We start from the raw sequence: 25,694 nt of genomic DNA, 5'->3' as shown, positions 1-25,694 counted from the left end.
CAAGGGTCGTACGGGGTGTACCGGAGGTCCGGGCTCAGATGGTGATGCCGCCGTCGATCTGCAGCACGGCGCCGGTGATGTAGGCGGCCCGGTCCGAGACCAGGTAGGCGACCAGGTCGGCGACCTCCTCGGCGGTGCCCATGCGGCGCAGCGGAATGCCGGCGAGGGCTTCCTTGCGGGCGTGGTCGTTCATCTCGGCGACCATGTCGGTGTCGATGAAGCCGGGGGCGACCGCGTTGACCCGGATGCCCGCGCGTCCGGTCTCCTTGGCCAGGGCCCGGGAGAAACCGATGATCCCGGCCTTGGAGGCGGAGTAGTTGGTCTGGGTGGCGTGGCCGTACACCCCGGCGACGGAGGAGATGTTCACGACGGCTCCGCGGCGGCGCTTCATCATGCCGAAGACCGCGGCACGGCAGACGTGGTAGACGCCGTCCAGGTTGGTGTCCATCACCTGCCGCCACTGCTCGTCCGCCATGAGGACGAGCGGGTTGTCGCGGGTGATGCCGGCGGCGGTGACGACGGCGTCGAGATCACCCAGGTCCGCCTCGGCCGCCTCGACCCAGGCGCGCACCGCGGTGGCGTCGGCGACGTCCACGCGGGTGCCGGCGATCCGTACGCCGTGCTCCTCGCCCTCCTTCTCCAGGGTGCGGGCCGCGGCGTCGTCCGAGCGGTAGCAGAAGGCGACGTCGAAGCCGTCGCGGGCCAGCGCGCGGACGGTGGCCCGCCCGATGCCGCGCGACCCGCCGGTGACGAGCGCCACCCGGTTGGTCCTGTCGGTCATGGATGTCTCTTTCGTGAGTGCGTGTCAGACGCCGTCGGGGCGCAGGGCGGAGGCGGGGCGGAAGGCCATGACGATGCGTTCCACGGTCATCACCGGCTCGCCCGCCGAGCGGCACTCGCCCTCGAACAGCACGGTGTCGTCGATCCTGCGGTCCAGCCGGACGCGGTGTTCCAGGACCTCGCCGGGCAGCACCGGACGGTGGAGGGTGACACCGGTCATCCCGCCGAAGAGCATCACCTGGCCCCGCAGCACGTCCGGGTTGGGGTCGTCCCAGGTGGCGAGGACACCGGCGGCCTGGCACCAGGACTCCACCAGGAGCGTGGGCGGGTAGGCGAAGTCCTCGTCGGGGGTGTCGGGGCCGAGTTTCTCGTACCAGGGCTCGTTGCAGGTGACCGCCTTCAGGGCGACCAGCCGCTCGCCGGGGACGATGTCGACGAGCCGGTCCACCAGCAGCATCGGGAAGCGGTGCGGCAGCCGGGCCCGGATCTCACGCTGGCCGGTCATGCCGCCGCCTCCTGCTCCGGCCGGCGGGCGTAGCGCAGCCGGACGCTCGCGGCCGGTCCGCGCGGGGTGCTGAGCCTCGCGCGGCACTGCCAGTCGCCGTCCGCGGTCCGCTTCCACGTCATCGCGATGTCCACCTGGTCACCGGGGAAGACGGGCCCGGTGAACCGGGTCGACTCCACGGCGGCCAGCGCGGTCCCCCGGGCGCCGTCCGGCGCGGTGGCGAGGGCACCCTGGTGGGTGCACTCCACGAGGCAGACGCCGGGGAAGATCGGGAAGCCCGGGTAGTGGCCGGGCAGCACGGTCTCGGCGGCGTCCACCGTGAAGCGGGCCGCGGTGGCGGACTCCCCGTCGCCGGGCAGCACCTGCACGGCCCCCGCGAGCGGACTGGCGCCGGTCATCAGGCCACCCGAGCCGTGTCGAGCTTGCCGAGCAGCAGCTCGTAGGCGCTCTCCAGGGTGACGATCCGCTTCAGGTCCGACTCCGGCAGTTTGATGCCGTACTTCTTCTCCAGGATCACGACGACCTCGAGGGCCATCAGGGAGTCGACCTCCAGGTCGTCGACGAACCTGGCGTCGTCGGTCACCTCGGTGACGTCGACGTCGAGCACCTGCGCCACGAGGGCGCGCAGTTCTTCCTTGTCCAGCACGGTCGGGTCCTTTCCGGAACTTCGGGAGGCGGGCGGGTACGGGGTTCAGCGCAGCCGGAGCAGGGCGCAGCCGACGCTGCCGGTGCGGTCCACGGAGGTGATCACGCCGATGCGGCCGGCCGCCTGTTCCGGCCGGTCCGCGGCGTACGCGAGGAGGGCGGCGGCCTGGAAGGCCGCCGCGGCGGCACCCGTGTCGCCGATCAGCGGGGCGGGCGTCAGGTCGGCGGGGCCCGCGGCGCCGAGCACCTCGCGCACCGCCTCCGTCTCGGCGCCGCCCGCGCGGCCGGGCGCACCGGAGCGGGCGACGGCCGCCACGTCGGCGGCCGTGATCCCGGCCCGGCGCAGCGCCGAGCGCAGGCAGCTCACCAGGGCCGGGCGGGGGTCGGTGCCGTCGAGGACGACACCGAGCTCGACGGAGAGGATCTCGGCGAGCACGGGCTGCCCGGCGTCCTCGGGCGCCCGCGGTTCCACCAGGAGCATCGCGCAGCCCTCGCCGAGCGGCGGGGCCGCCCCGTCGGCGCTGTCGCCGCAGTGGTGCTCCAGCCAGGCACGGGCCTGCGAGAACTCCTCGGCGGCCCCGCACAGCACGGTGCGGGCCCGGCCCGAACCGAGCAGCCGGCGCGCGTAGTTGAGGGCGTGCAGGCCCGCGGTGCGTCCGCCGGCGATGGTCGCGTTGGGGCCCTTGAGCCGGTACCAGATGGCGCTCTGCCCCGCGGCGCAGTTCATCACGGTGTTGGGGAAGCGTGCCGGGTCGACGAAGAAGGGCTGCTCGCCGGTGAGCGAGTCGCGGGTGAAGTCCATCATCGACTGGGCGCTGCCGGTGGTGGTGCCGAGGGTGAACGCGGCCCCCTCGCCGGTGCCCACGGCCCGGTTGCGCTCGGCGTCGTCCAGGAGGGCCCCGGCGGCGGTGACCGCGAGACCGGTGACCCGGTCCATGGAGCGGGTGCCCTTCTTGCCGAGCACCTGGCGGACGTCGAAAGAGGGCACGACGCAGCCGACGCCGTCGGGGGTGGTGCCGTGTTCGGGTCCGAGGCCGGTGACGGTGGAGCGCCGCTCGCGCAGGCCCGCGGCGTACGCGTCCCTGCCGATGCCGTACGGCGACACGGCCGACCATGCGGTGATCACCGGGTGGCCGGTGTCCGTGACGAGGGTGGTCATGACCGTCACGTGGTCCTTTCCGTCGGAAACTCTCAAGGGTCGGGAGAGTGTGGAGGGGTGAGGGGGCGGGTCAGAGGAAGAAGACCATCCGGTACTCCTGCCAGCGGGCCGCCACCTCTCCGTCCTGGGCGAGCCGGATGCCGGGCAGGGGCGGGCGGGGCGAGCCGAGCGCCGCCAGGGCGGGCTCCTCGACCCAGACGCCGACGCCCGCCCCGAGCAGCGAGCGCAGCCCGGCGCGCGGGTCGGTGAGGGTGTCGAGGGTGCGTGCGCCGATGCGCAGGGCCGGGGGCGGCGGTGCGTCGAGCGCGTAGCCGACGGCCGTGCCGCGCAGCAGGATGTCCAGGCCGCCGAGCTGGCGGTGCAGTTCGGTGGCGAGGTACAGCTCGTCGAAGAACTGCTTGTCCAGGGCGCCCCGGAAGCCGCGTTCCACGATCGCCAGCACCCGCTGTCGCCCGCCGGACCGCTCGGTCATCAGATCACTCCGATCAGCAGGGTCTTGTCGGCGGCGGCGACGTTCGCGGCGTAGCCGGCCGGCGGGCGGAGCACCACCTGGGGCAGGTGCTCCGTCACGCCCCGGTCGTCGCTGCAGAACCGGCAGCCGTACCAGTGCAGCCGGCCCGGGAAGGCGTCCAGCAGCTCCTCGGCCAGCCCGGGCAGGGACGGATAGTCCCGGTTCCACTCGGCGAGGTTGCGCGGCTTGTCCGGGCCCTGCGCCCGCTGCGTCAGCAGGGTGGCGTACCCGCACGTCCAGACCTGGACGGCGGCGCCGCGCTCCAGCAGCGCCTGGGTGAGCCGCAGCGCGCTGGTGACCTGGTCACCGGCGTGCGGTGCGCCCATGAGTGTGAGCAGCACATCGGTGTGCGGAATCTGCCTGGCCACTCAGTGCCACACCACCCGGACCGCCGGGTCGAGGATCCAGCCCGCCACCACGTCCATGCCGACGACGCGCAGCTCAGGCCTGAGGCCGGCGGTGTCCAGCCCGTGCTGGGCGAGGGAGAAGCTGTCCGCCGCGAGCACCCCGCCCTCCTTCTGGAACCGGTCCAGGTCGGTGTCGCTGCCCGGCACCGCGAGCACGACGCCGTCCTGGACGAGGAAGAGCAGGGCGGACTGCCCGGTGATCACCTGGGTGACCGCGTCGCGCCGGAAACCGGGGTCCGCGGCCGTGCCGCTCTGGCTCTCGATGAGCAGCAGCCGCGGAGCGCTGCTCTCCCAGTCGGTGCCCTGTACCGCCTGCTCCGTCACGCCTGCGGCGCCTTGCCGTTCGGGGCGGCCCCGTGCAGAGCGTCGAGGACGCGCTGGTCGAAGTTCACCAGCTTCCAGTCCCTGCGGTTCTCGATCAGGGCGTAGCCGTGCACGATGCGCCCGGTGGCGGTCTTGACCAGCTTGCCGTCGCGCAGCACGTACCAGTCCATGCGGGAGGTGTAGGTGAAGTCCTTGAAGACCTCCTCCACCGTGTAGACGGTGTACAGGTCCTCCTCCATCAGGGCCTCGTCCAGGATCCGGATGTCGGAGCGGGGCACGACGGGGATCCAGCGGCGGTCGTCGAGCAGGGTCTTGATGGAGATGCCGCGGTCGGCGACGAAGCGGTCCTTGCCCTCCTCCATCAGCCTCAGGTAGCCGGACATCTGGATGCGCTCGGTGAAGTGGCAGTACGGGTAGGGGATGTTCCACTTCCAGGCGTAGGCGTTCTGCCCGGCGGTCAGCGCGGCGAGGATCTCCTCCTCGGCCGGGGCCGCGGTGCCCGGCTCGCGCTCCAGGTCGTCACCGAGGCCGGAGACGGCGAACCGGGCGAGCTGCTCGGGCACCTCGCCGGCCGCCTCCAGGTAGGTGTCCATCCGCAGGGAGACACGGACCTTGGAGGTGACGGCCTTGTGGATCTCGCCGTCGCGCTCGAACTGGACGGTCACCTTGAACCCGAGGGTGGTGTCGTCGTCCTTGGTCCAGGGCACGACCTGCGCCTCGGCGACGTCGTCCATGTGGAAGGCGTGCAGGATGCGGGTGTCGAGGGAGACCAGGTCCAGTCCGAGGCCGTGCTCCTCGTACAGCGCGCGGGCGGGCAGCCCGGCCTGCCGGAAGTGGTCCAGGACGGCTTCCTCGACCAGGTAGTTGACGTGCTTGAAGCCGATCCAGGTGCAGATGTTGGAGCCCTCGTAGCGGGGGCGCACCTGCGTGCTGGTGGCGGTGGTGAGCAGTGCCTTGACGGCGGTGTCCGTGACGAGGGTCATCGCTGGGGCTCCAGGGCGTGGACAGGGGCGGCTCCCACGTGCGGGGAGAGGCCCAGGGTCGAGTTGACGAAGCTGCTCACCTCGGCGGCGAAGTCCTCGGCCGCCTCGAGCATCGGGAAGTGTCCGCAGCCGGGCAGGATGCGGGCGGTGGCGTCGGGCAGGGCCCGGGCGAGCGCCAGGCTCTCCTCGGGGCGGGCGGCGAAGTCGGTCTCGCCGCCCAGGACCAGGGTGGGGGCGGTGATCCCGCCGGTGTCCAGCGCGGGCGTGCGCAGGTAGAGGTCGAAGAACCGCAGCCAGCCGTGCGGGCCGACCCGGTCACGCACCCGTTCGCCCATGGCCTGCTGGACGTCGGGGGAGAGCCGGCCGTCCGAGTGGACGCGGATCCCCTCCTCCATGATCAGATGGAAGTCGTTCAGGTAGTAGCTGATGGTCTTCCAGTCGAACTCCTCGGCGGCGGCCCGGTAGAAGGGCGAGACCAGGACGAGGGTGCTGATGCCGAAGCGGCGCCGGGCGTCGACGCCGCCCCGCCGCGTCTGGTCGAGCAGGTCCAGCAGGACGTTGGCCGCCATGGAGTGGGCGATCACCACCTCGGCGCCGCCGGGCACGGCCGTCAGGGCGTGGGCGAGCCTGCCGCGCAGGTTGGGCTGCTCACCCCAGTCGGCGATGGTCTCGGTGCGCCAGGGCAGCCGGGCGGTCCACAGCCGCCACTCGGCCGGCAGCAGCGGCAGGGTGCGCTCCCAGACCGTGTCGTTGGCGGCCAGGCCGTGCAGCAGCAGGACGCGGGGGCCGTTGCCGTCGGTGCGCTGTTCGACGGAGACGGGCCGCAGGTCGATGTGAGTGTTCACCGGCATCTTCTCCTCACGTTCCTCGCGGTTTCCCGCGGTGTCAGGCCGCTTCGGCCGCTTCGGGCGCGAGCAGCAGCAGACCCGCCCCGGCGTCGTGGCCGGCGCCGCCGGCCACGGCCCGCACCGGCTCGCGGCGGCCCGCGTCGAACCAGCCGACGGCGGCGGCCACCTGCAGCACCCCGTGCGCCCCGGAGGCGCTGCCGAGATGCTCGGGCGGCTCCCAGTGGCCGGCCGGCTGCCGTGCCTCGTCGGCCGCCCTGCGGTAGGGGCCGAGCACGGCGCGGACGGTGGCGGAGCGCCGGTCGGCGGCCCGGCGGGCCTCCAGGACGAGGGCGGCTCCGCCGTCGACGGCGCGGCGGCCGCCCAGCAGGCGGCGTACGACCTCGTTGTCGGGTTCGACGCCGAGCACCAGGAACCGCTCGGCCCGGCCGGCGGCGATCATGGTGGCCGCCCAGTGCACGGCGTCCAGGCCGGAGGTCTCGCCGTTGCACACCATCAGGTTGGGGCCGCGCAGCCCGTAGCGGATGGCCGCCGAGGAGGCGATGACGTTGCTGGAGGCGTTCGGCAGGTCCATCGGGCTGGTGGCGGTGACGGTCTCCTCGCGGATGGTGTCGAGGGCCCGGGCCACCGTGTCCAGGTTGCCGAAGTTGGAACTGGCGACGATGCCGGTGGTCTCGGCGGGCACCGTCAGGCCGTCCTCGCCGAGCAGTCCGGCGTCCCGCAGGGCGGCGGCGGTCAGGGCGTAGCCGAGCTGGGTGGCCCGGTCCTTGTAGCGCAGTCCCTTGCGGCCGACGTGGTCGGCCGGTTCGACGGGGGCGCCGCCGGGGGCCGGTCCGTCGACCAGGGCCCGTACGGTGTCGGCGCCGGGCAGCAGTACGGCGGCACCGGAGACCACCACGGCGGCTGGGGTGGTCACGAGAGTCATCGGGTCCCCTCCACAAGGGCCACGGCGTTGATGCCGCCGAATCCGAAGGCGTTGAGCTGGGCCACGTTCAGTTCGCGGCCGGTGGCGGCCTCGCCGGTGACGAAGCGGAACGGCGCGGCCTCGTCGACCGGGTCGTCCAGGCCCACCGTCGGGGGCACCCGGCCCTCCTGGAGGGCGCGGACGCCGACGATCAGGTTGAGCAGGCCGGAGGCGCCCGAGGTGTGGCCGGTCATGGACTTCACGGCGGTCATCAGCGGCGCCGAGGCGTCCTCGCCGAGCACGTCCCGCAGGGCGGTGGCCTCCGCCTCGTCGTTGAGCAGGGTGCCGGTGCCGTGCAGCATCACCAGGTCGATGTCGGACGGCTTGACGCCGGCGATCCGGTGGGCGGTGCGCATGGCCTGGGCGATGCCGTCCGGGGACGGCGCGGTGACGTGGTAGGCGTCGCAGTTGACGGCGACACCGCGCAGCCGTCCGTGGACCCGGCGGGTGCCGTCGTCGGTGCGGCGCAGGACGACGGCGGCGGCGCCGTCGCCCATGAGCACGCCGGTGCGGTTGCGGTCGAACGGCCGTACCCGGTCCGGGGGCGCGGGGTGGACGCGCTCCAGCAGCCCGTACATGGACTCGGTCAGCACGTCGACGCCGGCGACGATCACGGTGTCGGGGGCGCCCTCGCCGTCCTGGTCGAGCAGGTCGGAGGCGAGCGCCAGCGCGTACAGCGAGGCGGAGCAGGCGTTGGAGAAGGTGTGGGTGACGTCGGCGTTGAAGCGTTCGCGCAGTCCGGTGCCGAAGTGCAGTCCGGAGTCGGCGAACGGGGAGCCGTCGCGCCACCACAGCTCCAGCGAGCGCAGCTCCCGCAGGCCGGTGCCGACCAGTACGGGGATGCCGCTGAGGTCCTCGCCGAGGCCGGCGTCGGCGGCGGCCTGGCCGACCGCGTCGAGCAGCAGCCGGGTCGCACGGCCGGGTATGTCCGCGCCGGTCACGGGCCGGTCGTCGATCTCGTAGGCGTGCTGGGCGCGGAATCTGCTGCGGTCGAAGCCGCGCAGTTCGGCGCGACCGCTGGTGCCGCGGCACAGCGCGTCGAAGAGCGCGTCGACACCCTGGCCGGTGGCGGCGACCGCGCCCATGCCGACGATGGGACGGTTCGTCATGACGCCTCCCTGAGCGCGTCGGTCGGGTGGCCGGTGCCGGCCGTGTCGGTGTCGTACCGGCCGAGGAGGACCGCCGCGTTGTTGCCGCCGAACGCCAGGCCGTTGTTCTGGACGATCCTCAGGTCGGCCGCCACCGCCCGGTTGGGCACGCAGTCGACGTCGCACTCGGGGTCGGTGGTGACGTGGTTGATGGTGGGCGGGATGAAGCGGTTCTGGATGGCCAGGGCGCAGCCGATGGCGCCGAGCGCGCTGGCCGCGCCCATGGTGTGGCCGAGCATGGACTTCATGGAGACGGTGCGGGGCGGGGTGTCTCCGAACACCTGGCGGATGGCGCCCGCCTCGGTGATGTCGTTGGCCTTGGTGCCGGTGCCGTGCGCCGAGATGAGGTCCACCTCGTGGGGGGCGACGCCGGCGTTGTCCAGGGCGAGCCGCATGAGCTCGGCGACGCTGTCCTGGTCGGGTGCCACCTGGTGGTGGGCGTCGCAGTTGAGGCCGTAGCCGAGCACCTCGGCGTAGATGGTGGCGCCGCGCTCCAGGGCGGTCTCGAGCCGCTCCAGGACCAGGACGCCGGCGCCCTCTCCCGTGAGGATGCCCTTGCGGTCGACGTCGAAGGGCTGGCAGCGGTCCGGGGCGATGGTGCCGAGCCGGTAGAAGCCGGTGAAGGTCTTGCGGCACATGGCGTCGGCGCCGCCGCAGAAGGCGAAGTCCGCCTCGCCGGAGCTGACGGCGTCGAAGCCGTAGCCGATGGCGTAGTTCCCCGCCGAGCAGGCGGTGGGAATGGTGAGCGCCTCCACGTCGCTCAGGCCCAGTTCCTGGGCGATGGCCACCGACAGCCGCCCGGCCGGCACCCGCCGGGCGGCCGCGGGATCGAACGTACCCGTGCCGTGGGCGAGTTCCCGCTCGACCAACTGGTCGAGGTCGTAGCTCTCGCCGTCGGTGGTGCCGATGGAGATCAGCCCGCGCCGGGCGCGCAGCCAGGCCAGGTCGAGGCCGGAGTCCTCAAGGGCCATCCGGGCAGCCGCCGTGGAGAACTGCGCGGCCCGGCCGAGCTGTTCCACCTCGAGCGTGCTGATCCAGTCCCGCGGGTCGAATTCCGTGATCTCGCACCCGTTCGCGTGGGTGAAGCCCTCGGTGTCGAACACCGTGATGGGCCGCGCACCGCTGCGGCCCTCACGGAGCCCCTGGAGGAACTCCTTCGCGCCGAGTCCGATGCTGGAGACCACCCCCAGTCCGGTGAGGACCACCCGGTGCCGCTCCGGCCGTATCCGGCCGGGGCCGCTCGCTGCCGTCGTCATGCCAACCTCCCAGTCCGCGTGAGCGGTTCGACTACCAGCCGGCCGACTCCGCGACGACCTCGTAGACGCCCTTGAGGTTCACCATGCGGGGCAGTTCGCTCTGGTTGATGACGACGCCGAACTCCTTCTCCAGTGCGGCGAGAATCTCGATGGCGCGGAGTGAGTCGGCGTTGTGCTCCTCCTTGAAGAGGCTGGTCTCGGTGACCTCGTCCTCCTCGATCTCGAGAATGTCGCAGACGATTTCCTTGATGGTTTCCAGACGCTCGACGCGCGTGGCAGTGGTCACGCTCTTACCCCTTTATCGAATGGGCCGCGGAGTGGGCGTGCGGCGTATTTTTCATCGGTATGGGAATGGTGCGGGGGGAGTCCGTACCCGCACAACGGCGGCTGCAACAAGCTGCCAGTGCGGCACGGGAATTCAGGCGGAGTCCGGCCCGTTCGGGCGGTCGTCCGCGCGCAGGCGCAGCAAGGCGTCGGTGAGGGCGGCCACCGCGTCGAACATGGCGTTGCCGAGCCGGCGCGTGGGCGCCTCGGGCATGCGCGCGGCGGGCCCGGTCAGGGCGAGCGCGGCGGCGACCCGGCCGTCCCCGGTGCACACCGGTACGGCGTAGGACACGCTGCCGGGCGGTACGGCGTCGGGCCCGTAGGCCCAGCCGCGACGGCGTACGACGGTGAGCTGGGCCGCGGTGAACCGGGCGGAGTTCAGCGCCTGGTACAGGGCGTCGGGTTCGGCCCAGGCCATCAGGACCTGGGCGATCGGTCCGGCGGAGGCGGGCCGGACCGCGCCGACCGGCACCGGTCCGGTCCGGCCGCCCGGTCCGGCGCTGGCTGCGACACAGATCTGCAGACCCTCGCGGCGACGGTAGAGCCGGGCGTCCAGGCCGGTCCCGGACTGCAGTTCGGCGAGGACCGGTCCGGCCGCTCCGGCCAGCCGGTCGTTGTGCACGGCGACGGCGGTGGCGTCGAGCCGGGGGCCGAGCACCCAGCGGCCGTGCCGGTCCCGGGTGAGCAGACCCAGCCGCTCCAGGGCGATGGCCAGGCGGTGCACGGTGGGCCGGGACAGGCCGCTGAAGGTGACCAGGTCGCCGAGGGTGGCGGGGCCGCCCTCGACGATGTCCAGCAGGGCCGCCGCCTTGTCGAGTACGCCGACCCCGCTGGTCTGCCGGGGCCGGGTCGCGGTGGTCACCACTGCCCGGCCAACCGTGCGCGGATGTCCCCGACGAGCGCGTCGCGCCGGCCCGCCAGGTAGAAGTGGCCGCCGGGCAGCACGGTCAGGTCGAAGCCCTTCGGTGCCACGGCGGCCCAGCCGGCCATCTCGTCGGCGGTGATGTCCGGGTCGCCGGAGCCGAGGTAGCCGGCCACCGGGCAGTCCAGGGGGATGCCGGGCCGGGCGGTGTAGCGGGCGACCGCGGCGAAGTCGGCGCGGAGCGCGGGGAGCACCAGCTCACGCAGGTCCGGGTCGTCGAGGAGCGCGGTGTCGGTGCCGCCCAGGCGCCGGACCTCGGCGACGAGCGCGGTGTCGTCGGCGAGGGCGGCCGTGCGCGGGGTCAGCAGGTGCGGGGGTTTGCGGCAGGAGACCATCAGCAGCGCGGGGGTCACCCGGTGGCGGGCCTGGAGCCGCAGCGCGAGTTCGTAGCCGACGGACGCGCCCATGCTGTGGCCGAAGACGGCCAGCGGGGTGTCCAGCAGGGGCCGCAGCTCGTCCACGAGGGCGTCGGCGAGTTCCTCGACGGTGTCGCAGGGGTCCTCGGCGATGCGTTCCTGACGGCCCGGGTAGCGGGCGGCGAGGACCTCCACGTCGTCACCGAAGGCGCGCCCCCAGTCGTGGAAGAAGCCGGCCGAGCCGCCGGCGTGCGGCAGGCACAGCAGCCGCAGCCGGGGCGGTGCGGCGGTGGCGTGCCGGCGCAGCCAGATGCTTTCGGTGCCAAGTGCCATGGCGGGTGGGTCTCCTTGTGGCGTGGGAGTGGTCAGTCCAGGGCGCCCGGCGCGTCCAGCGACACGACGTCGGTGTCCGAGGTGATCCGGCGGACCAGCCCGGCCAGGGTGCGGCCGGGACCGAGTTCGACGAGGCGGGCGCAGCCGAGCGGGCCGACGAGGGTGCGCACGCTCTGCTGCCACAGCACCGGGGAGGTGAGCTGGCGCGTGCCGAGGTCGGTCCAGTCGTCGTCGGCGGTGTGGGCCTCGGCGTCCACGTTGGCCACGACCGGCCGGTGGGCCGGGGCGAAGGCGGTGTTCTTCAGGGCGGTGCGCAGGGTGTCGGCGGCGGGCGCCATGTACGGGCTGTGGAAGGCGCCGCCGACCTGGAGGCGGATCAGCTTGGCGCCGATGGAGGGCGCCTGGGCGGCGATGCGGTCGACGGCGTCGGCGGAGCCGGAGACCACGGTCTGGCCGGGGGCGTTGACATTGGCGACCCAGATCTCGAAGCCGTCCGCGCGCACCTGCTCGGTCAGGGCGGCCACCTGCTCCAGCGGTGCGGCGACGAGGACACCCATGGTGCCCTCGTGGGCCTCGGCGGCCTCGCGCATGGCCCGGCCCCGGGCGGCGACCAGCGTGGCGGCGGCGGGCACGGTGAGCGCGCCGGCGGCGACGAGGGCGGCGTACTCGCCCAGGCTGTGGCCCGCGCAGGCGATCACCGGTCCGCCAAGCGCCTTGCGGCGCACCGCCTCGGCGTGGGCGATCACCGAGAGACTGAACACGGCGAGCTGGGCCAGGTCGGTACGGCGCAGCCGCTCGCCCGGGGTGTGCAGCAGAAGTTCGGCGATGTCCTCTCCGGTGACCTCGGAGATGTCCCGGGTGAGCTCCCAGGACGGAGTTTCCCGCCAGGGTTCGCCCATGGCCTCTTTCTGTGTTCCCTGCCCAGGAAAGAGCAGGGCGATAGGCATGCGACTCATGGACCCGCCTTCCGCGTGAATGCACCGGGGAGGGCGGGGACCCGTACGGGAATGGTCAGCGCACGGGTCCCCGCACACCGGCGGACCGGAAACGGGGGATTCTCGGGTGCCGCCGGGGAAGGAATTCTGGAAAACCCCGCGAGGGGTGAATCCCTTTCTCGCGCCCCATACAACTGGTGGTGCGCGCCGGGCGGCAACAGAGGTTTCAGGAAGCTGCCAGCGACGAGGTCACGGCCGGGGGCCGGGGCGGTCGGCGGGCGGTGCCGCCGGGGGCAGCAGGCCGAGTTCGGCGGCGCGCACCCCGGCCTGGAAGCGGGAGTTGGCGCCGAGCAGCGCCATGATCTCGGCGACATGGCGGCGGTAGGTGCGCACCGAGACGGCCAGGTCGCGGGCGGCCACCTCGTCGGTGACCCCCGCCCACAGGGCGGCGAGGATCTGGCGGGCGAGGGCGCCGCGGTCGCGGTTGCCGAAGACGATCCGCTCGCCGGCGGGCACGGCGTCGCGCCAGACGTTCTCGAACAGGGTGGCCAGGGTGTGCAGCAGCTCGGGCGCCCGGATGATCGACGCCCGGCGGCCGACGGCTGACTCGGCGACGACGAGCGCGGTGGTGCCGTCGACCATGAGCGCCTGCAGCGGCGGCACCCGGGCGATACGGATGGCCACGGGTCTCTCCTTGCCGAGCTGTTCGCGGACGAAGTCCTCGTCGACTCGGGCGGGGCTGCTCAGCAGCCGGACCGTGACCGTGTCCGCCGCGTCGTAGATCAGCCGCCGTTCGGCTCCCTCGCCACCACCTGGCTCGTCCGTGGCGTCCGGCATCCGGGCGTGCACGATGTCGATGCTCCGCGTCGCCCCGTGGATGAGCTCCCGCGCCTGCCGCAGCACCGCGTGATAGCCGCCGTCGATCACGGTGATGCGTTCTTCCTGGACACTACGGTCGCGGTGGATGGCCACCGTCGACTCGATCAGGGACTGAACCTGGAGGAGTGTCTGCTCCAGTTCGTCCTCAGCCCGGTCGGACACGTCGTACTACTCCCCGTTCCCCGTTTGTTCCCCGCCGGGCGTGCTGTCCTGCGTGTCCTGCGCCCTTCCCGTCGGCGGCCGGGCGGCGCGTGTTCACTGTGCGGTGGGCCCGCTCATCTCTCCCGCATCAGCCCCAGTTCCACCGCGCGCGCGCCGGCCTGGAAGCGGGAGCTGGCGCCCAGTTCCCGCATGATCTCCGCGACGTGGCGGCGGTAGGTGCGCAGGGAGACGTTGAGTTCGCGGGCCGCGACGTCGTCGGTCTGGCCGGAGCGCAGCCGCTCCAGGATCCTGCGGCTGAGCTCGCTGTGCAGCCGCGGTCCGAGGGCGAGGTGGTCGTCGAGCCGGCGGCAGCGGGACCAGGTGCCGGCGAAGAGCAGCTCCAGGGCGCGCACGGCGGCGGTGTCGGTCACCAGGGTGGCCTGGGCCCCCTCGTCGTCGCCGGGCAGGGTGCGGACCAGTGCGCGGGCGCCGTCGACCACGACCGCGTCCCGCAGTTCGCCCTCCGAGCACCGCACCTCGAAGCGGTTGCCGCCCGCGGTGCTGAGCCGGGCCAGGGAGCAGTCCACGACCGCGGTGGCGCACAGCACCCGGACGTTCGGGCCGGGCCGTGCCGCGGTCAGCAGGGCCTTCACGGTGGCGCTGAACTCGTCGGGCGCGGTCAGTGCGACACACACCGTGTGACGGGCCTCGCCGAGGAGCCGGGCGAGCGCCTCCCGCGGTACCGCGACGCTGGTGTGGGTGCCGTCGGATCCGCCGGGCCGGTGCTGCCGGTAGAGAGAGACGGTGGATGCGATGAGCGCCCGCGCCTGCAGCAGTGTCTGCTCGACGTGGGCCGCGTGGTCCCCGGGGTCGGCCTCCCGCCCCAAACGCGCCCCTGGTGAGTCGATGACGGCTCCGGTCACTGTTCCCCCTTGGTTACCCGAGACGTGGTCGTGCCTCACACGCCGCGCTCGCCGACGTCCGGCGAGCCCATCGGCCCCCGCCTGGGTGTGTGAATTCAGAAGTGTTCAATAGTGAACTTACTTGGCGGCGGGCGAGGTTGAGTTTCGGCTGAGACACTAGTTCGTTTGCTCACAGCCAGTCAACAAGATCAAGCCTGCCCGCGTAATCGGGACGCGTCTCTTCCTTTTCCGGGCGGTCGGCGTTTTCTCCCAGCGGCGCTGACAGCAAACTGACACCCGTATCCCCGAAGTCGACGCTCCACTTCCGCTTGCGCCACGGTCCGCGACCATCGCCCTCACGCGTTGTCGCACCGCTGTCCCCTTCCGGCCAACCCCTCCGTCTCGAATCGTGCTTGAGCCGTGCTCAAGCCTACGGTGACCGGGTGACAACAAGCCACCCGCGCACAGCTTTCCGACCACACCGGGGCTGTCGTCCGGTGGCGGGAAATGCAGGTCGGACAGCAGGCTCGGCATGATCCACAAATCCCGGACGGAGAACCGGTATTTCGCACGACGTCCGAGGAAAAGGACAGCCGACGGTGAGACCGGCACGGATATGTCACCCCCTTGGCACCAAACGTCCGTTCCTTCATGTTCTTCACGTTCCGGCCCGAGCGGTGACCGCCGCGTCGTCCGGAGACAGGGAGAGATACGACGGTGAACCCTCCATGCTCCGCCCCGCGTTCCCTCGCCGACCTGCTGCTGACCGCGGCGGACCGGTATCCCGACTCGGGTGTCGGCTACTGCCTCGGCCCGGCCGGCGCACCCTGCCGGCACCAGTCGTACCCGGAGCTGCTGGCCGAGTCGGCCCGCCTGCTGACCGCGCTGCGCGCCCGCGGGCTGCGGCCGGGCGACCGGGTCGTGCCGATCCTGGAGCGGCCCCAGGACTTCCTGCCGGTGTTCTGGGCGGCGGTCCTCGGCGGCTTCGTCCCGTGCCCCATGGCGCCGCTGCGCGGTGACCGGGAGCGCTGGGGCGCCCAGCTGGAGCACGTGAACACCCTGCTCGGCGGACCGCTCGTGGTCACCGGTGAGGCACTGGCCGCCGAACTGCCGTCCGTGGCGGGGCTGTCGGTGGCCTCCCTGGAGGAACTGCGGACCGCCGGGGGGATCGCCGCGGACGATGTCCACCACGCGGCGCCGGAGGACACCGCGGTGCTGGTCCTGACCTCCGGATCGACGGGCAACTCCAAAGCGGTCGTGCTCAGCCACGCCAACCTGCTGGCCTCCATGTCCGCCAAGAACGGCCACCACCGGCTCACCGCCCGGGACACCACCCTCAACTGGGTGTCCTTCGACCATGTGGCCGCCCTGCTGGAGTGTCATCTGCTGCCGCTGTCCACGGGCAGCCGCCAGCTGCACGTGGAGGCACCGGTCGTCCTCGGGGAACCGCTGGAGTTCCTGCGGCTGATCTCCCGGCACGGCGTGACGATGACCTTCACCCCGAACTTCCTGCTCGGACTGATCAACGCGGCCGGTGACCGGCTGCGCGCGAGCGGCGAGCGGCTGGACCTGTCCAGGCTGCGGCACATCGTCAGCGGCGGCGAGGCCGTCGTCGTCGCCACCGGCGAGGCGTTCCTCGACCACCTCGCCCGCTACGGGCTGGCACGGGACACGCTGTGGCCCGCCTTCGGCATGACGGAGACCTGCGCGGGCAGCGTGTACTCCCGCAAGGCGTTCCCGGACGCCGACCGGGGCGCGGAGTTCGCCGGGCTGGGCACCCCGGTCCAGGGCCTGCGGATCCGTATCGCCGACCCGGAGGACCGCCCGCTGGCCGAGGGCCGGGTGGGCGAACTCCAGCTGCGCGGCCCGATGGTCACCTCCGGGTACTACAACAACGAGGCGGCCACCCGCGAGGCGTTCACGGCGGACGGCTGGTTCCGCAGCGGCGACCTGGGCCGGCTGGACGAGGGACGGCTGACCCTGGTCGGGCGCAGCAAGGACAGCATCATCGTCAACGGCGTCAACTACTTCAGCCACGACCTCGAGTCCGTCCTCGAACCGCTCGACGGGGTCGCCCGCTCCTACGTCGCCGCCTTCCCCGTCCGCCCGGCCGGCAGCGACACCGAGCAACTCGTGATCGCCTTCGCCCCCGAGGCCGACGTCACCACCGACGCCGCCCTGCACCGGGTGCTCACGGCCATCCGCGGCACCGTCGTCCTGCACTGGGGTTTCCGGCCCGCGCTGGTCCTGCCACTGCCCCCGGGGGCCTTCCCCAAGACCAGCCTGGGCAAGATCCAGCGCTCGCTGATGCGCCGGCGCCTGGAGGCGGGGGCGTACGACGCCGAGCGGCGGGCCGTGGAGGAGCTGACCGTGCGCATGCTGGGTGGCCACACGGTCCCCCGGAACGGCACCGAACGGGTGCTCGCGGAGATCTACGCCGAGCTGTTCGACACCGACCCGGAGCGGATCAGCGCCACCGCCAACTTCTTCGACCTGGGCGGCACCTCGCTGGACATCCTGCGGCTGCGCTCCCGGGTCGCCGAGCGGCTCGGAGTGCGCGGCCTCGAGGTCATCACGGTCCTGCGGGCACCGACGGTCCGCGCCCTCGCCGCCCGGCTCGACGCGGGCACCGCCTCGGGTGCCGGGGAGTACGACCCGGTGGTGCCGATGCAGACCGGCGGCACCAGGACGCCTCTGTTCTGCGTGCACCCGGGCGTGGGCGAGGTACTGGTCTTCGTCAACCTCGCCAAGTACTTCACGGGCGACCGGCCGTTCTACGCCCTGCGGGCCCGCGGCTTCGACGAGGGCGAGAAGCCGTTCGCGACGTTCGAGCAGATGGTGGACTGCTACGCCGACGCCATCCAGCGGCGGCAGCCGCACGGCCCGTACGCGGTCGCCGGCTACTCCTTCGGCGGCGCGGTCGCCTTCGAGATCGCCAAGGTGCTGCGGGAGCGCGGGGAGCGGGTCGACTTCGTCGGCAGCTTCAACCTCCCCCCGCACATCAAGTACCGCATGGAGGAACTGGACTTCGCCGAGACGGCGACGAACCTCGCCTTCTTCCTGGCCCTCATCGACAAGAAGCAGAGCCTGGAACTGCCGGCCCTGCTGCGCCCGCTTCCCCGCGAGGAACAGGCCGCCCGGCTCATCGCCCTGGCCCCGGCCGGCCGGCTCGCCGAACTCGACCTGACCACCGACCGGTTCGCTGCCTGGGCCGAGCTCGCCAACTCCCTCACCGACCTCGGCCGCACCTACGAGCCCAGCGGCACGGTGCCCTCGATGAGCGTCTTCCACGCGCTCCCGCTGCGCGGCACCAGACAGGACTGGCTCGACAACGAACTGCGCCGCTGGGACGCCTTCACCACCGGACCCAACCGCTACCTCGAGGTGCCCGGCGAGCACTACACCATGCTGGCCCCGCAGCACGTGGCCACGTTCCAGGCGGTCCTGCGCCGGGAGCTGGACCTGCGCCTCGCCGAGGCCGACGAGATCGCGATCCGGCGGGGAGGCGACCGATGACCTCCCGCACCGGGCCCGCGTCCCCGCCGCACGGCGCGAAGATCCTGATCACGGGCGGCACCGGGCAGGTCGCCCGGCCGGTCGCCGAGGCGCTGGCCGAGCACAACGACGTGTGGTGCCTGGGCCGCTTCGGCGACCCGGCCGTCGAACGCGCCCTGACCCGGTGCGGGATCACCACCTTCCGGTGGGACATGGCCGACCCGTCCCCGCACGCGCTCAAGGGGCTCCCCGAGGACTTCACCCACGTGCTGCACTCGGCGGTGCGGCGCGGCGAGGACGGCGACTTCAACGCCACCGCCGAGATCAACGCGGTCGCCACCGGACGCCTGATGAGCCACTGCCGTTCCGCCGATGCCTTCCTGTACGTCTCCACCGGCGCGCTGTACAAACGGCAGACCCTGGACCACCGGTACACCGAGGACGACCCGGTGGACGGCGCAGCGGACTGGCTGCCCGCCTACCCGATGGGCAAGCTCGCCACCGAGGGCGCGGTGCGCGCCTTCGCCCGGGTGCTGGGCCTGCCCACCACCATCGCCCGGCTCAACATCGCCTACGGGCCCGGGAGTTACGGCGGCGTGCCGATGCTCTACTTCCGGCAGATGCTCGCCGGCGCCCCCATCGCCGTACCGCTGGAGGGCCAGAACTGGTGCTCGCTGCTGTACACCGACGACCTCGTCGACCAGGTCCCGCATCTGTGGCGGGCCGCGTCGGTCCCGACGGCGCTGGTGAACTGGGGCGGTGACGAGGCGGTCGGTGTCACGGACTGCATCCGGCACATCGAGGCCCTCACCGGCGTGCCGGCCCGGCTGGAGCCGAGCGCGGTCACCCGGGAGACCTATCAGTTCGACCCGGCCCTGCGCCGCCGGCTGACCGGCCCGTGCCGGGTCGGCTGGCGGGACGGCATCGAGCGCACGCTGCGCGCCCTGCACCCCGACCACCTCCGCGCCTGAACAAGGGACCGACGGCATGCCGACAGCAACGATGACAACAGAGACAACGACGACGGCGACGGCCACGGCGACGACCGAGCGCAATCTGCGGCTGATCCGGCGCGCCTACGACGCCTTCCGGGCGCGCGACGTGGACGCGCTGCTGCAGACACTGGACCCCCAGCTGGAGTGGGTGCATCCGGACGGGATGGCCGACTACGGGCTCGGCGGCACCAAGCGGGGGCACGCGGGCGTCAGGGAGTTCCTGGCCCGTGTCCCCGCCGTGGTCGGCGGGATGCGCCTGGAGCCCCGGGAGTTCGTGGCCGACGGCGACCGGGTGGCGGTGTTCGGCGTGCGCGAGGTGACCTCGGTGCGCGGCACCTCGGCGACCCTGTCGTTCGTCCACTCCTGGGTGTTGCGGGACGGGCTGGCGGTCCGCATGGAGGACATCTTCGACACGGTCGAGTTCCGGCGCCTGATCGAGAGCTGAAAACGGGCGGGTGCCGGCTCGGACTCGTCCCGGTGCTGGCCCAGGATTTGGGCGGATATCGCCCTGATTGTGCCGGAATGGGTTCACCCGTAAGGGTGAGTTTGAGCCAGCTGGCGGTATCCGTACGGCCGGAAATGATCTTGTTCTTGGCCTGAATGATTCCTAAGGTCTCGATGTTTGTGCCTGTCTCGGTGGTGAGACGGGCGGGTGTGCCTGACCTTGAGGGGAAAAATGAAGACGGGGATCGCAAAGGGGAGCCTGACGAAGACCATCGGGAAGGCGGCGGTCGTGGCGGCGCTGGCCACGGCGGCGTTCTCGATGGCCGGGCCGTCGGCGAGCGCCTCCGCGGAGAGCCACTGGACGTACGGATGCCGTGGGTACTGGTACAGCACCTCCGGTCACGCCTACTGCGACCACGCGTACGCTCCGGCCGACTCGTATCTCGTGACGTACGACTGCAACAACGAGCTGGACGAGCAGAAGTTCGCCCACGCCAAGTGGGGTTACGTCGGCAAGATAAGCTCCTACGAGTGCACGTTTAAGATCAACAAGACGCGCGTCACTGTCTAGTCGTCGTCCGTCTCAACTTGTGGGGCAGGAGCCATTCCTGCCCCACAAGGCGTTTGGAGAACTTGATGCCTGACAGGGCTATCGCCACGCTGACTGCCCTTTCGCAGGGGTACGGGGACAGACTGGTCATTGACAAGCTCGACCTGACCATCACGCCCGGCATCACAGGCCTGTTGGGGCCGAACGGTGCGGGCAAGACGACCCTGTTCCGTACCCTCAGTGCGGTGACGCCTCCGCTCTCGGGGTCTCTTGAGCTTTTCGGTGCCGCGGTCACCGGAGAGAGGGAAGCCCGTACGGCTCGGCGCGACATCGGTTACCTGCCGCAGGACTTCGGTTATTACCCCGCTTTCTCCGTCGGTGACTTCGTGCGTTACTGCGCCTGGTTGCGCGAGGTCCCGGAGAAGGACGCGGGCCGGGCCACGGATCACGCCCTGAGCGCGGTGGGTCTCACGGACCGGGCCCGGCACAAGATGAAGTCGCTGTCCGGGGGGATGCTGCGCAGGGCGGGCATCGCCAGCGCGATCGTGGGTTCGCCGAAACTCATCCTGCTCGACGAGCCGACGGTGGGCCTCGATCCCGCGCAGCGACTGGAATTCCGCAGCCTGATCCGCAATCTGTCGGGGCAGGGTGCCGCCATCGTCCTGAGCACACACCTGGTCGAAGACGTCAGTGCCGCCTGTGACAGCGTCGTCGTACTGCGGGACGGCAAGGCGATCTACCGCGGCACGCCGGCGCAGCTGGCCGACGAGGCCGATCCGGCCGCCCCCGGGGACAGTCCTCTGGAACGCGGATACATGACCAAGCTGGGGACCCGAGTCAGCGAAGCGGGTACAGCATGCTGAGCATTTTCCGTATGGAGTTGCGCCGCTCTCCTGTTCTCACCGCATTGCCCGTTCTCATCGGTGTCGACCTGGTGGTGCTCTTCGGACGCACCCGGTACTGGATGGGCGTATGGCCCGAGGCCAGCGCCGCCGCGCAAGTGGTGACCCTCTTCCTGGGACCGGTCCTGGCCGCGGTCGCCGCCTGGCAGGCCGGACGGGCCTCCCGCGCGCAGATGCCGGAGTCGCTGCTGGCGGCAGCGCGCCCGGGGTGGCGTGTCGAGGGCGCACGGCTGGCGGCCACGCTCACCCTCGGTTTCACCGCCTATGCCGTCGGCTGCCTGGTCGCCGGGGCGGTGTCGCTGTCCGACGCGGGCCCTGGCTTCCTCTGGCCGTCCTACGTCCTGATGGGCGCCAACACGCTGATCCTCTTCGCCGCCGTCGGCCACCTGGCCGGCCGCTGGTCGCCGTCCCCCGCGTTCACGCCGGTGGTCTGCGCCTTGGGCGGCTTCGTCGTCATGATGGGGGTCGGCCAGCACCTCGGCCTGTTCGTCCTCTCCGGTACGCCGGACCAGATGCTGCGTTTCCAGCCCCTCGCCGTGCGCTTCGCGTTCGCCGCCGCACTGACGGTCCTCGCGGTGACGCTACCCCGGCCGCACACGGCCGGCGGCCGGCTTCGGCGTTGGTCCCCCTCCGGTGTCCAGCGCCTCTCCGTCATCGTCCCCGCGGCCGGTGCGGCCTTGGCCCTGGTCGCCCTCCCGGCGGCCGGTGAGGTTCGGGTCGAGCGGCCCGCCACGGCCGTTCAGCCGCTCTGCGGGAAGGTCGCCGCGGGCTCCTCCCGCGTCTGCGTGTGGCCCGAGCACCGCAAATACCTCGCCGACCTCGTGAGCATGGCCGGCCATGTCTCGCGCATTCCTCAGCCGTGGATCAAAATGCCCCACCGCATGAGTGAATACGGGCTGGCGCCCACGTCGATGGGTGACGACGGGTTCGATGTCACGGAAGGGCACGTACGCACCGCGGCCATCGCCATGTCGAACAGCGTCTTCTACACCTCGTTCCCGAAGTGCCGACCGCCTGCCGCGCGGCGCGACTCCTGGCAGCTGGCCAAGGACCGGGTCACCCTGTGGCTCGAATACAGGGCGATGGCGGAAGACCCGGGCGTCGCCGACGCGGGTCTGTCCATGAGCGGTGTCTCGCAGGCCCAGGCCGATGCCGCCGCCGCCGTCCGCATGTCCGAATCCGCACAACGGAAGTGGACCGACCAGCAGTTCAGGGTTCTCCGCAAGAGTGGTTGCAGCCCCTGATGCAGGTCACCGCGCTCATACGCTTCGCGCGCCTGCACCGTTTCTGGCCGATCCTGGCCGGGGTCACCCTGGTAGCGCTGCTCTCGGCCTTCCTGGGCGGTTTCGAGATACCGCTGCCCTCCCTGGACGACGGAGTCACCACCGGTATCCCGTTCAGGCGTGATCTGCCCCTGCTGTCGGGTGTCTTCCTGGCGGCGGCCGGCACCAGCACCATGGATGCGTACGAGCGGGCCGCCGGGCCGCGCTACTTCCGCCTGCTCGGTGCCTATGTGCTGGCCCTCACCGTCGTCGCGGGCCTTTGCTCGTTCGCCGTCCAAGGGCTGGCCGCAGGGGCGCACACGGGAGTCTGCTTCGTCCGCTCGATGCTGGTCTGGTTCGGTCTCGCCCGGGTTTCCGCACGGGTGATCGGCTGGAGCCTGGCGTGGGTGTTGCCGGTCGCCTCGGTCTTTCCGCTCATCTGGCTGAGCGACGGCGCCTGGTGGGACTGGACGGCTGCCCCTGCCCCGGACCCCGTCAGCTGGTGCACCGCCGCCCTCTGCCTGTCGCTCGGTGTCCTGTTGACGGCCGCCACTCCCTGGCGGGTGCGCGCTCTTCTGCATCCCGTCCGCCGCCACCCGTAAGACCTGGACCCCATGACCTCTGCCATATCCGTTGCCCGGCGCGCTCTTCCCGTCTGGCCGGTCGCGATGCTGTGGACCCTCGCCCTCGGCCTGTGGGGGCTTTCCCGGCAGCACAGCGTGTGGCGGGACGAGGCCGCGACCTGGCAGGTGGCCCGACGCTCTGTGGCCGACATCTGGCACATGCTGGGGCACGTCGACGCCGTGCACGGGCTCTACTACCTGCTGATGCACGCACTCTTCGCATGGTTCGGGCCCAGCACCACCACCCTGCGGCTGCCCTCCGTGCTGGCGATGGCGGTGGCGGCGGCCTGCGTGGCCGCCCTGGGCCACCGGCTCGCCGGGGCGTGGGCGGGCCTGGGAGCAGGGCTGGCGCTCGGGCTGCTTCCCTCCGTGCAGTTCTATCTCCAGGAGGGCCGCCCGTACGCGCTGGTGGCGGCCGGGGCCGGGATCTCGACCCTGCTGTTGGTGACCCTGCTGGAAGGGCGCGGCCGGGCGGTCGGCTGGGCGGCGTACGCCGGAACGGTCCTCGCGTGCGGGTTGTTGAACTGGCTGTCATTGCTGATCCTGCCCGCGCACGCGGCGACTCTGCTGTGGACACGGCGCGGGCGGGGCGTGTGGGTGCGCTGGACGGCCGTCGCGGTGGTCGCCGTGGCGGGCGATCTGCCGTTGGTTCTTTTCAGCCGCAGCCAGTCCGACCAGATAGCGTGGATACCGCCGCTGACCTGGCACATGCTGATCGGCCCGGCGGTCCTCCTGGCCATCGGCGGCCTCGGAGCCCTGCTGGACCGGCCCCCGGCAGGGCGGCTGTCGGCGGCGGCCGTCGGGCTGCCCCTGCTCGCGGTGCCGCAACTCGCCCTGATCGGCATCTCGCTGGTCAAGCCCCTGTTCGTGGACAGGTACGTGCTGTTCTGCCTGCTGGGTCTGGCGCTTCTGATCGGTGCGGCCCTGGGCTCGGCGGTACGGGCGGCCACCCCACGGTTCCCGAGAGCGTCGAGGTGGCTCGTCCCCGTGGCGGTCATCGTGGCGTTCGTGGCGCTGCTCCCGCAGTCGCTGGCCAAGCGGTCCCCGTCGAGCCGCGTGGACGACGTCCTGGCAGTGGCGGCGGACGTGCGGCGCCTGAAGGAGACCGGGGACGCGACGCTCTTCGTACCGGCGGCCCGACGGGACACCGCGCTGGTGTCCCCCGACGCCTTCACCGGCCTGCGGGACATCGCGCTGGTGGAGAGCCCGGTGGCGTCCGGGACGCTGAAGGGCGAGGAGGCCGGCCCGGCCCGGATCCGGACGGCGATGCTGGCCGAGAGGCGGATCCTTCTGGTCACGGACGCCACGGAGGTGGCAAGGCCGGTGACGGCGCAGCGGGACAGTGTGAAGCTCTCCGTGCTGAGGAAGTACTTCACCCCGGTGGCGGACGAGCAGGTCCGTGGCCGGCGGGTGACGGTGTACGAACGACGCGGCCGAGCCGGACGGTGACCCCGTACCGCCCGCCCGCCTTCCGTCTGCGGGCCGCCTTGGTTCAGGTGTCCCGCGACGGGAGGAGCTTGTCGAGGTCCAGGCTGATCTCGAACGGCACCGGACGCGTCAGGGCGCCCCGGAAGATACCGGCGGGCGCATAGGTCCCGGTCGGTTCGTCCAGCTCGTAGACGTGGACGACGGGAGCGCCGTTCTCCTCCTCGATGCACCAGTAGTGCGGGATGCCGGCCGCCGCGTACTTGCGCAGCTTGACGGTGCGGTCGCGGTGCGCGGACTCGGGGGAGACGACCTCGATGACCAGCTGCACTTCTTCTGGCGCGTACCAGGTGCGGTCCGGCTCATAGGGTGCGGTCGTCACCAGCAGGTCCGGCTCCGGGCGGTTGCGCTCGTCGAGGCGGATCGTCATCTCCCGTTCGATCTCGAACCCAGCGGGCCTGGCGGCTTCCAGCGTGGTGGTGAGTGCGGTGACGAGGCGGCCGTGCCAGGACCGCTGCGGCGACATCATGAAGACGAGAGCTCCATCGATCAGCTCGGTGTGGCGGGGCGCCTCGGGGAGGCGGTCCAGGTCCTCCGCGAACCAGCCTTCATCGCGCGGTGGGCGCATCCAGTCGGGCAGTGCGGTCATGGCTCAACCGTAGCGACTCGGCAAGGCCCCGGCCACGAGATCACATCCCCGTCACCCGCGCCACGGTGAACGGCGTCTCGGGCACCCCCTCGCCCATCGGCCCGCCCTTGTCGAACTGGGAGCGGACGACGAGGAGGCCGTGGTGGTCGCGGGCCAGGGTGGTGGGGATCTGCAGGGCGGGGGTGGTCAGGGTGCGGGTCAGGCGGGCCCTGGTGCCGTCGGGGGAGAGGTGCCAGCGGGTGAGGGTGTTGGTCGCGTTGTGGGCGGCCCACAGGGTGCCGTGGGCCAGCTCCAGGCCGTCGCCGTGCTTCAAGTCACCCCCCTGCAGAGTCACTTGGCGCACGGAGCCGTCGGCCACGCCGACCCGGTACAGGCCGCCGCCGGTCATGTCGACGGCGAACAGCAGGCGTCCGGCGGGGTCGGCGACGATGCCGTTGAGGGTGTAGGCGTCCGGCGCGTGTGCGGGTACGGCGCTGCTCAGGTCGTAGTACGCGGTCAGCGGCGCGCGCCCGCCGCGGGCGCGGGCCAGGTCGGCCGGGGTGACGCGGTAGATCACCGGACGCACGCTGTCGGTGGCGTAGGCCGTGCCGTCCGCGGTGACCACGAGGTCGTTCAGGAAGTGCGCGGCGCCGTCCGGTATCGCGAATCGGGCCAGCAGGGAGCGGTCGTCCAGGTCGTAGACGTCGATCCCGGTGGTGTGGTCGGTGACCCACAGCCGGCCCGTCCGGTCGCACTTCAGGCCGTTGGCGGTGGTCCGGCCGTCGGCGCCCGCCGGCAGGAAGACCTCGGCGGCGCGGCTGCCGGCCGCGGCGCGGTAGACCGCGCCGGTCGTGAAGGAGCCGACGTACGCGTCGCCCGTGCGCGGGTCGAGGGTGATGCCCTCGGGGTAGGCGCGCTCGCCGGGCAGGGTGAAGGCGGTGGAGATCCGCGGACCGGTGGCCGCGCCCGCCGTGGGCGCGGCGACGGCCACGGCCGCCGCGGCGGCACCGGTCAGGAAGGTACGGCGGTGGATCGAACGGGACACGGCAGT

The 25,694-nt window shown here is 72.1% G+C and carries 29 protein-coding genes; 8 read left to right on the top strand and 21 right to left on the bottom strand.

Going from position 1 to position 25,694, the window contains the following annotated elements:
* Positions 1 to 34: 34 nt before the first annotated feature.
* From fabG to ACZ7GZ_RS27885, 19 genes are all read right to left on the bottom strand, one after another.
* A complete protein-coding gene (gene fabG / locus ACZ7GZ_RS27975; RefSeq protein WP_471028297.1) occupies positions 35 to 781 on the bottom strand; it encodes a 3-oxoacyl-[acyl-carrier-protein] reductase in 747 nt (248 codons plus the stop codon).
* 24 nt (positions 782 to 805) lie between these two features.
* Positions 806 to 1,285: a 3-hydroxyacyl-ACP dehydratase FabZ family protein gene (locus tag ACZ7GZ_RS27970; RefSeq protein ID WP_471028295.1), complete on the bottom strand. Its 480-nt coding sequence runs from the start codon at positions 1,283 to 1,285 to the stop codon at positions 806 to 808.
* Positions 1,282 to 1,683, bottom strand: coding sequence for a 3-hydroxyacyl-ACP dehydratase FabZ family protein (locus ACZ7GZ_RS27965; protein ID WP_471028294.1), 402 nt, complete (start codon positions 1,681 to 1,683; stop codon positions 1,282 to 1,284). The genes ACZ7GZ_RS27970 and ACZ7GZ_RS27965 overlap by 4 nt, the downstream gene beginning before the upstream one ends.
* Positions 1,683 to 1,931, bottom strand: coding sequence for an acyl carrier protein (locus ACZ7GZ_RS27960; protein ID WP_450796011.1), 249 nt, complete (start codon positions 1,929 to 1,931; stop codon positions 1,683 to 1,685). Before ACZ7GZ_RS27960 ends, ACZ7GZ_RS27965 begins: the two co-directional genes overlap by 1 nt.
* Positions 1,932 to 1,976: 45 nt before the next feature.
* Positions 1,977 to 3,089 carry a beta-ketoacyl synthase N-terminal-like domain-containing protein gene (locus tag ACZ7GZ_RS27955; RefSeq protein WP_471028291.1) on the bottom strand — a complete coding sequence of 371 codons (1,113 nt, stop codon included), beginning with the start codon at positions 3,087 to 3,089 and terminating at the stop codon, positions 1,977 to 1,979.
* A 70-nt stretch (positions 3,090 to 3,159) separates the two neighbouring features.
* On the bottom strand, positions 3,160 to 3,561 hold the full coding sequence (locus ACZ7GZ_RS27950; RefSeq protein ID WP_471028290.1) for a hypothetical protein: 402 nt from the start codon (positions 3,559 to 3,561) through the stop codon (positions 3,160 to 3,162).
* Positions 3,561 to 3,968, bottom strand: a complete 408-nt coding sequence (locus ACZ7GZ_RS27945) for a hypothetical protein (RefSeq protein ID WP_471028288.1) — start codon at positions 3,966 to 3,968, stop codon at positions 3,561 to 3,563. Before ACZ7GZ_RS27945 ends, ACZ7GZ_RS27950 begins: the two co-directional genes overlap by 1 nt.
* The gene (locus ACZ7GZ_RS27940; protein WP_471028287.1) at positions 3,969 to 4,331 is read right to left on the bottom strand and encodes a hypothetical protein; all 363 of its coding nucleotides are present in this window, start codon (positions 4,329 to 4,331) and stop codon (positions 3,969 to 3,971) included.
* Positions 4,328 to 5,314 (bottom strand): acyl-CoA thioesterase family protein, encoded by a 987-nt coding sequence (locus tag ACZ7GZ_RS27935; protein ID WP_471028284.1) that lies wholly within the window; start codon positions 5,312 to 5,314, stop codon positions 4,328 to 4,330. Before ACZ7GZ_RS27935 ends, ACZ7GZ_RS27940 begins: the two co-directional genes overlap by 4 nt.
* On the bottom strand, positions 5,311 to 6,159 hold the full coding sequence (locus ACZ7GZ_RS27930; protein ID WP_471028282.1) for an alpha/beta fold hydrolase: 849 nt from the start codon (positions 6,157 to 6,159) through the stop codon (positions 5,311 to 5,313). The genes ACZ7GZ_RS27935 and ACZ7GZ_RS27930 overlap by 4 nt, the downstream gene beginning before the upstream one ends.
* A gap of 40 nt (positions 6,160 to 6,199) precedes the next feature.
* Entirely contained in the window at positions 6,200 to 7,084 is an 885-nt protein-coding gene (locus ACZ7GZ_RS27925; RefSeq protein WP_471028280.1) for a beta-ketoacyl synthase N-terminal-like domain-containing protein, read from the bottom strand.
* The gene (locus ACZ7GZ_RS27920; protein ID WP_471028278.1) at positions 7,081 to 8,232 is read right to left on the bottom strand and encodes a beta-ketoacyl-[acyl-carrier-protein] synthase family protein; all 1,152 of its coding nucleotides are present in this window, start codon (positions 8,230 to 8,232) and stop codon (positions 7,081 to 7,083) included. The genes ACZ7GZ_RS27925 and ACZ7GZ_RS27920 overlap by 4 nt, the downstream gene beginning before the upstream one ends.
* Positions 8,229 to 9,527, bottom strand: coding sequence for a beta-ketoacyl-[acyl-carrier-protein] synthase family protein (locus ACZ7GZ_RS27915; RefSeq protein ID WP_471028275.1), 1,299 nt, complete (start codon positions 9,525 to 9,527; stop codon positions 8,229 to 8,231). Before ACZ7GZ_RS27915 ends, ACZ7GZ_RS27920 begins: the two co-directional genes overlap by 4 nt.
* 31 nt (positions 9,528 to 9,558) lie before the next feature.
* Positions 9,559 to 9,813: an acyl carrier protein gene (locus tag ACZ7GZ_RS27910; RefSeq protein ID WP_471028272.1), complete on the bottom strand. Its 255-nt coding sequence runs from the start codon at positions 9,811 to 9,813 to the stop codon at positions 9,559 to 9,561.
* Positions 9,814 to 9,945: 132 nt separating this feature from the next.
* A complete protein-coding gene (locus ACZ7GZ_RS27905) occupies positions 9,946 to 10,713 on the bottom strand; it encodes an IclR family transcriptional regulator (protein ID WP_471028270.1) in 768 nt (255 codons plus the stop codon).
* Positions 10,710 to 11,462: a thioesterase II family protein gene (locus tag ACZ7GZ_RS27900; RefSeq protein ID WP_471028268.1), complete on the bottom strand. Its 753-nt coding sequence runs from the start codon at positions 11,460 to 11,462 to the stop codon at positions 10,710 to 10,712. Before ACZ7GZ_RS27900 ends, ACZ7GZ_RS27905 begins: the two co-directional genes overlap by 4 nt.
* 32 nt (positions 11,463 to 11,494) lie before the next feature.
* The gene (locus ACZ7GZ_RS27895) at positions 11,495 to 12,418 is read right to left on the bottom strand and encodes an ACP S-malonyltransferase (RefSeq protein WP_471028266.1); all 924 of its coding nucleotides are present in this window, start codon (positions 12,416 to 12,418) and stop codon (positions 11,495 to 11,497) included.
* Positions 12,419 to 12,646: 228 nt separating this feature from the next.
* Positions 12,647 to 13,438 carry a LuxR family transcriptional regulator gene (locus tag ACZ7GZ_RS27890; RefSeq protein ID WP_471028265.1) on the bottom strand — a complete coding sequence of 264 codons (792 nt, stop codon included), beginning with the start codon at positions 13,436 to 13,438 and terminating at the stop codon, positions 12,647 to 12,649.
* Positions 13,439 to 13,551: 113 nt separating this feature from the next.
* Positions 13,552 to 14,340 carry a helix-turn-helix transcriptional regulator gene (locus ACZ7GZ_RS27885; protein WP_471028263.1) on the bottom strand — a complete coding sequence of 263 codons (789 nt, stop codon included), beginning with the start codon at positions 14,338 to 14,340 and terminating at the stop codon, positions 13,552 to 13,554.
* Positions 14,341 to 15,036: 696 nt separating this feature from the next.
* On the opposite strand from ACZ7GZ_RS27885, the gene ACZ7GZ_RS27880 reads away from it, so the two are divergent.
* The 8 genes from ACZ7GZ_RS27880 (at position 15,037) to ACZ7GZ_RS27845 (ending at position 24,039) form a co-directional block, all read left to right on the top strand.
* Positions 15,037 to 17,835, top strand: a complete 2,799-nt coding sequence (locus tag ACZ7GZ_RS27880; protein ID WP_471028260.1) for an alpha/beta fold hydrolase — start codon at positions 15,037 to 15,039, stop codon at positions 17,833 to 17,835.
* Complete coding sequence (locus tag ACZ7GZ_RS27875; protein ID WP_471028258.1) at positions 17,832 to 18,785, top strand: NAD-dependent epimerase/dehydratase family protein; 954 nt, start codon at positions 17,832 to 17,834, stop codon at positions 18,783 to 18,785. The genes ACZ7GZ_RS27880 and ACZ7GZ_RS27875 overlap by 4 nt, the downstream gene beginning before the upstream one ends.
* 31 nt (positions 18,786 to 18,816) lie before the next feature.
* Positions 18,817 to 19,254 (top strand): nuclear transport factor 2 family protein, encoded by a 438-nt coding sequence (locus tag ACZ7GZ_RS27870; protein WP_471028256.1) that lies wholly within the window; start codon positions 18,817 to 18,819, stop codon positions 19,252 to 19,254.
* Positions 19,255 to 19,485: 231 nt separating this feature from the next.
* Positions 19,486 to 19,824 carry a hypothetical protein gene (locus ACZ7GZ_RS27865; RefSeq protein ID WP_471028254.1) on the top strand — a complete coding sequence of 113 codons (339 nt, stop codon included), beginning with the start codon at positions 19,486 to 19,488 and terminating at the stop codon, positions 19,822 to 19,824.
* Between the two features lie 53 nt (positions 19,825 to 19,877).
* A complete protein-coding gene (locus ACZ7GZ_RS27860; RefSeq protein ID WP_471028252.1) occupies positions 19,878 to 20,666 on the top strand; it encodes an ATP-binding cassette domain-containing protein in 789 nt (262 codons plus the stop codon).
* A gap of 56 nt (positions 20,667 to 20,722) precedes the next feature.
* Positions 20,723 to 21,949 (top strand): DUF7224 domain-containing protein, encoded by a 1,227-nt coding sequence (locus tag ACZ7GZ_RS27855; protein WP_471028324.1) that lies wholly within the window; start codon positions 20,723 to 20,725, stop codon positions 21,947 to 21,949.
* A complete protein-coding gene (locus tag ACZ7GZ_RS27850; protein WP_471028250.1) occupies positions 21,949 to 22,569 on the top strand; it encodes a hypothetical protein in 621 nt (206 codons plus the stop codon). The genes ACZ7GZ_RS27855 and ACZ7GZ_RS27850 overlap by 1 nt, the downstream gene beginning before the upstream one ends.
* Before the next feature lie 12 nt (positions 22,570 to 22,581).
* The gene (locus ACZ7GZ_RS27845) at positions 22,582 to 24,039 is read left to right on the top strand and encodes a glycosyltransferase family 39 protein (RefSeq protein ID WP_471028248.1); all 1,458 of its coding nucleotides are present in this window, start codon (positions 22,582 to 22,584) and stop codon (positions 24,037 to 24,039) included.
* A 43-nt stretch (positions 24,040 to 24,082) separates the two neighbouring features.
* Here ACZ7GZ_RS27845 and ACZ7GZ_RS27840 read toward each other — a convergent pair whose 3' ends face one another.
* Both ACZ7GZ_RS27840 and ACZ7GZ_RS27835 read right to left on the bottom strand, forming a co-directional pair.
* Positions 24,083 to 24,664, bottom strand: coding sequence for a Uma2 family endonuclease (locus tag ACZ7GZ_RS27840; protein WP_471028247.1), 582 nt, complete (start codon positions 24,662 to 24,664; stop codon positions 24,083 to 24,085).
* Positions 24,665 to 24,704: 40 nt separating this feature from the next.
* Complete coding sequence (locus tag ACZ7GZ_RS27835; protein ID WP_471028245.1) at positions 24,705 to 25,688, bottom strand: SMP-30/gluconolactonase/LRE family protein; 984 nt, start codon at positions 25,686 to 25,688, stop codon at positions 24,705 to 24,707.
* Between the last annotated feature and the right edge of the window lie 6 nt (positions 25,689 to 25,694).

It is taken from the genome of Streptomyces sp. NPDC037288 (assembly GCF_055603265.1).
Note: the sequence above shows the minus strand (reverse complement) of the source record. Positions and strands in the feature narration are given on the sequence as shown.

Coding starts and splice junctions, on each gene's coding strand:
- ACZ7GZ_RS27895 (WP_471028266.1), bottom strand. CDS start 12,418: ATGAGTCGCATGCCTATCGCCCTGCTCTTTCCTGGGCAGGGAACACAG.
- ACZ7GZ_RS27870 (WP_471028256.1), top strand. CDS start 18,817: ATGACAACAGAGACAACGACGACGGCGACGGCCACGGCGACGACCGAG.
- ACZ7GZ_RS27845 (WP_471028248.1), top strand. CDS start 22,582: ATGACCTCTGCCATATCCGTTGCCCGGCGCGCTCTTCCCGTCTGGCCG.
- ACZ7GZ_RS27840 (WP_471028247.1), bottom strand. CDS start 24,664: ATGACCGCACTGCCCGACTGGATGCGCCCACCGCGCGATGAAGGCTGG.
- ACZ7GZ_RS27925 (WP_471028280.1), bottom strand. CDS start 7,084: ATGACTCTCGTGACCACCCCAGCCGCCGTGGTGGTCTCCGGTGCCGCC.
- ACZ7GZ_RS27965 (WP_471028294.1), bottom strand. CDS start 1,683: ATGACCGGCGCCAGTCCGCTCGCGGGGGCCGTGCAGGTGCTGCCCGGC.
- ACZ7GZ_RS27955 (WP_471028291.1), bottom strand. CDS start 3,089: ATGACCACCCTCGTCACGGACACCGGCCACCCGGTGATCACCGCATGG.
- ACZ7GZ_RS27920 (WP_471028278.1), bottom strand. CDS start 8,232: ATGACGAACCGTCCCATCGTCGGCATGGGCGCGGTCGCCGCCACCGGC.
- ACZ7GZ_RS27935 (WP_471028284.1), bottom strand. CDS start 5,314: ATGACCCTCGTCACGGACACCGCCGTCAAGGCACTGCTCACCACCGCC.
- ACZ7GZ_RS27850 (WP_471028250.1), top strand. CDS start 21,949: ATGCAGGTCACCGCGCTCATACGCTTCGCGCGCCTGCACCGTTTCTGG.
- fabG (WP_471028297.1), bottom strand. CDS start 781: ATGACCGACAGGACCAACCGGGTGGCGCTCGTCACCGGCGGGTCGCGC.
- ACZ7GZ_RS27950 (WP_471028290.1), bottom strand. CDS start 3,561: ATGACCGAGCGGTCCGGCGGGCGACAGCGGGTGCTGGCGATCGTGGAA.
- ACZ7GZ_RS27970 (WP_471028295.1), bottom strand. CDS start 1,285: ATGACCGGCCAGCGTGAGATCCGGGCCCGGCTGCCGCACCGCTTCCCG.
- ACZ7GZ_RS27915 (WP_471028275.1), bottom strand. CDS start 9,527: ATGACGACGGCAGCGAGCGGCCCCGGCCGGATACGGCCGGAGCGGCAC.
- ACZ7GZ_RS27865 (WP_471028254.1), top strand. CDS start 19,486: ATGAAGACGGGGATCGCAAAGGGGAGCCTGACGAAGACCATCGGGAAG.
- ACZ7GZ_RS27900 (WP_471028268.1), bottom strand. CDS start 11,462: ATGGCACTTGGCACCGAAAGCATCTGGCTGCGCCGGCACGCCACCGCC.
- ACZ7GZ_RS27875 (WP_471028258.1), top strand. CDS start 17,832: ATGACCTCCCGCACCGGGCCCGCGTCCCCGCCGCACGGCGCGAAGATC.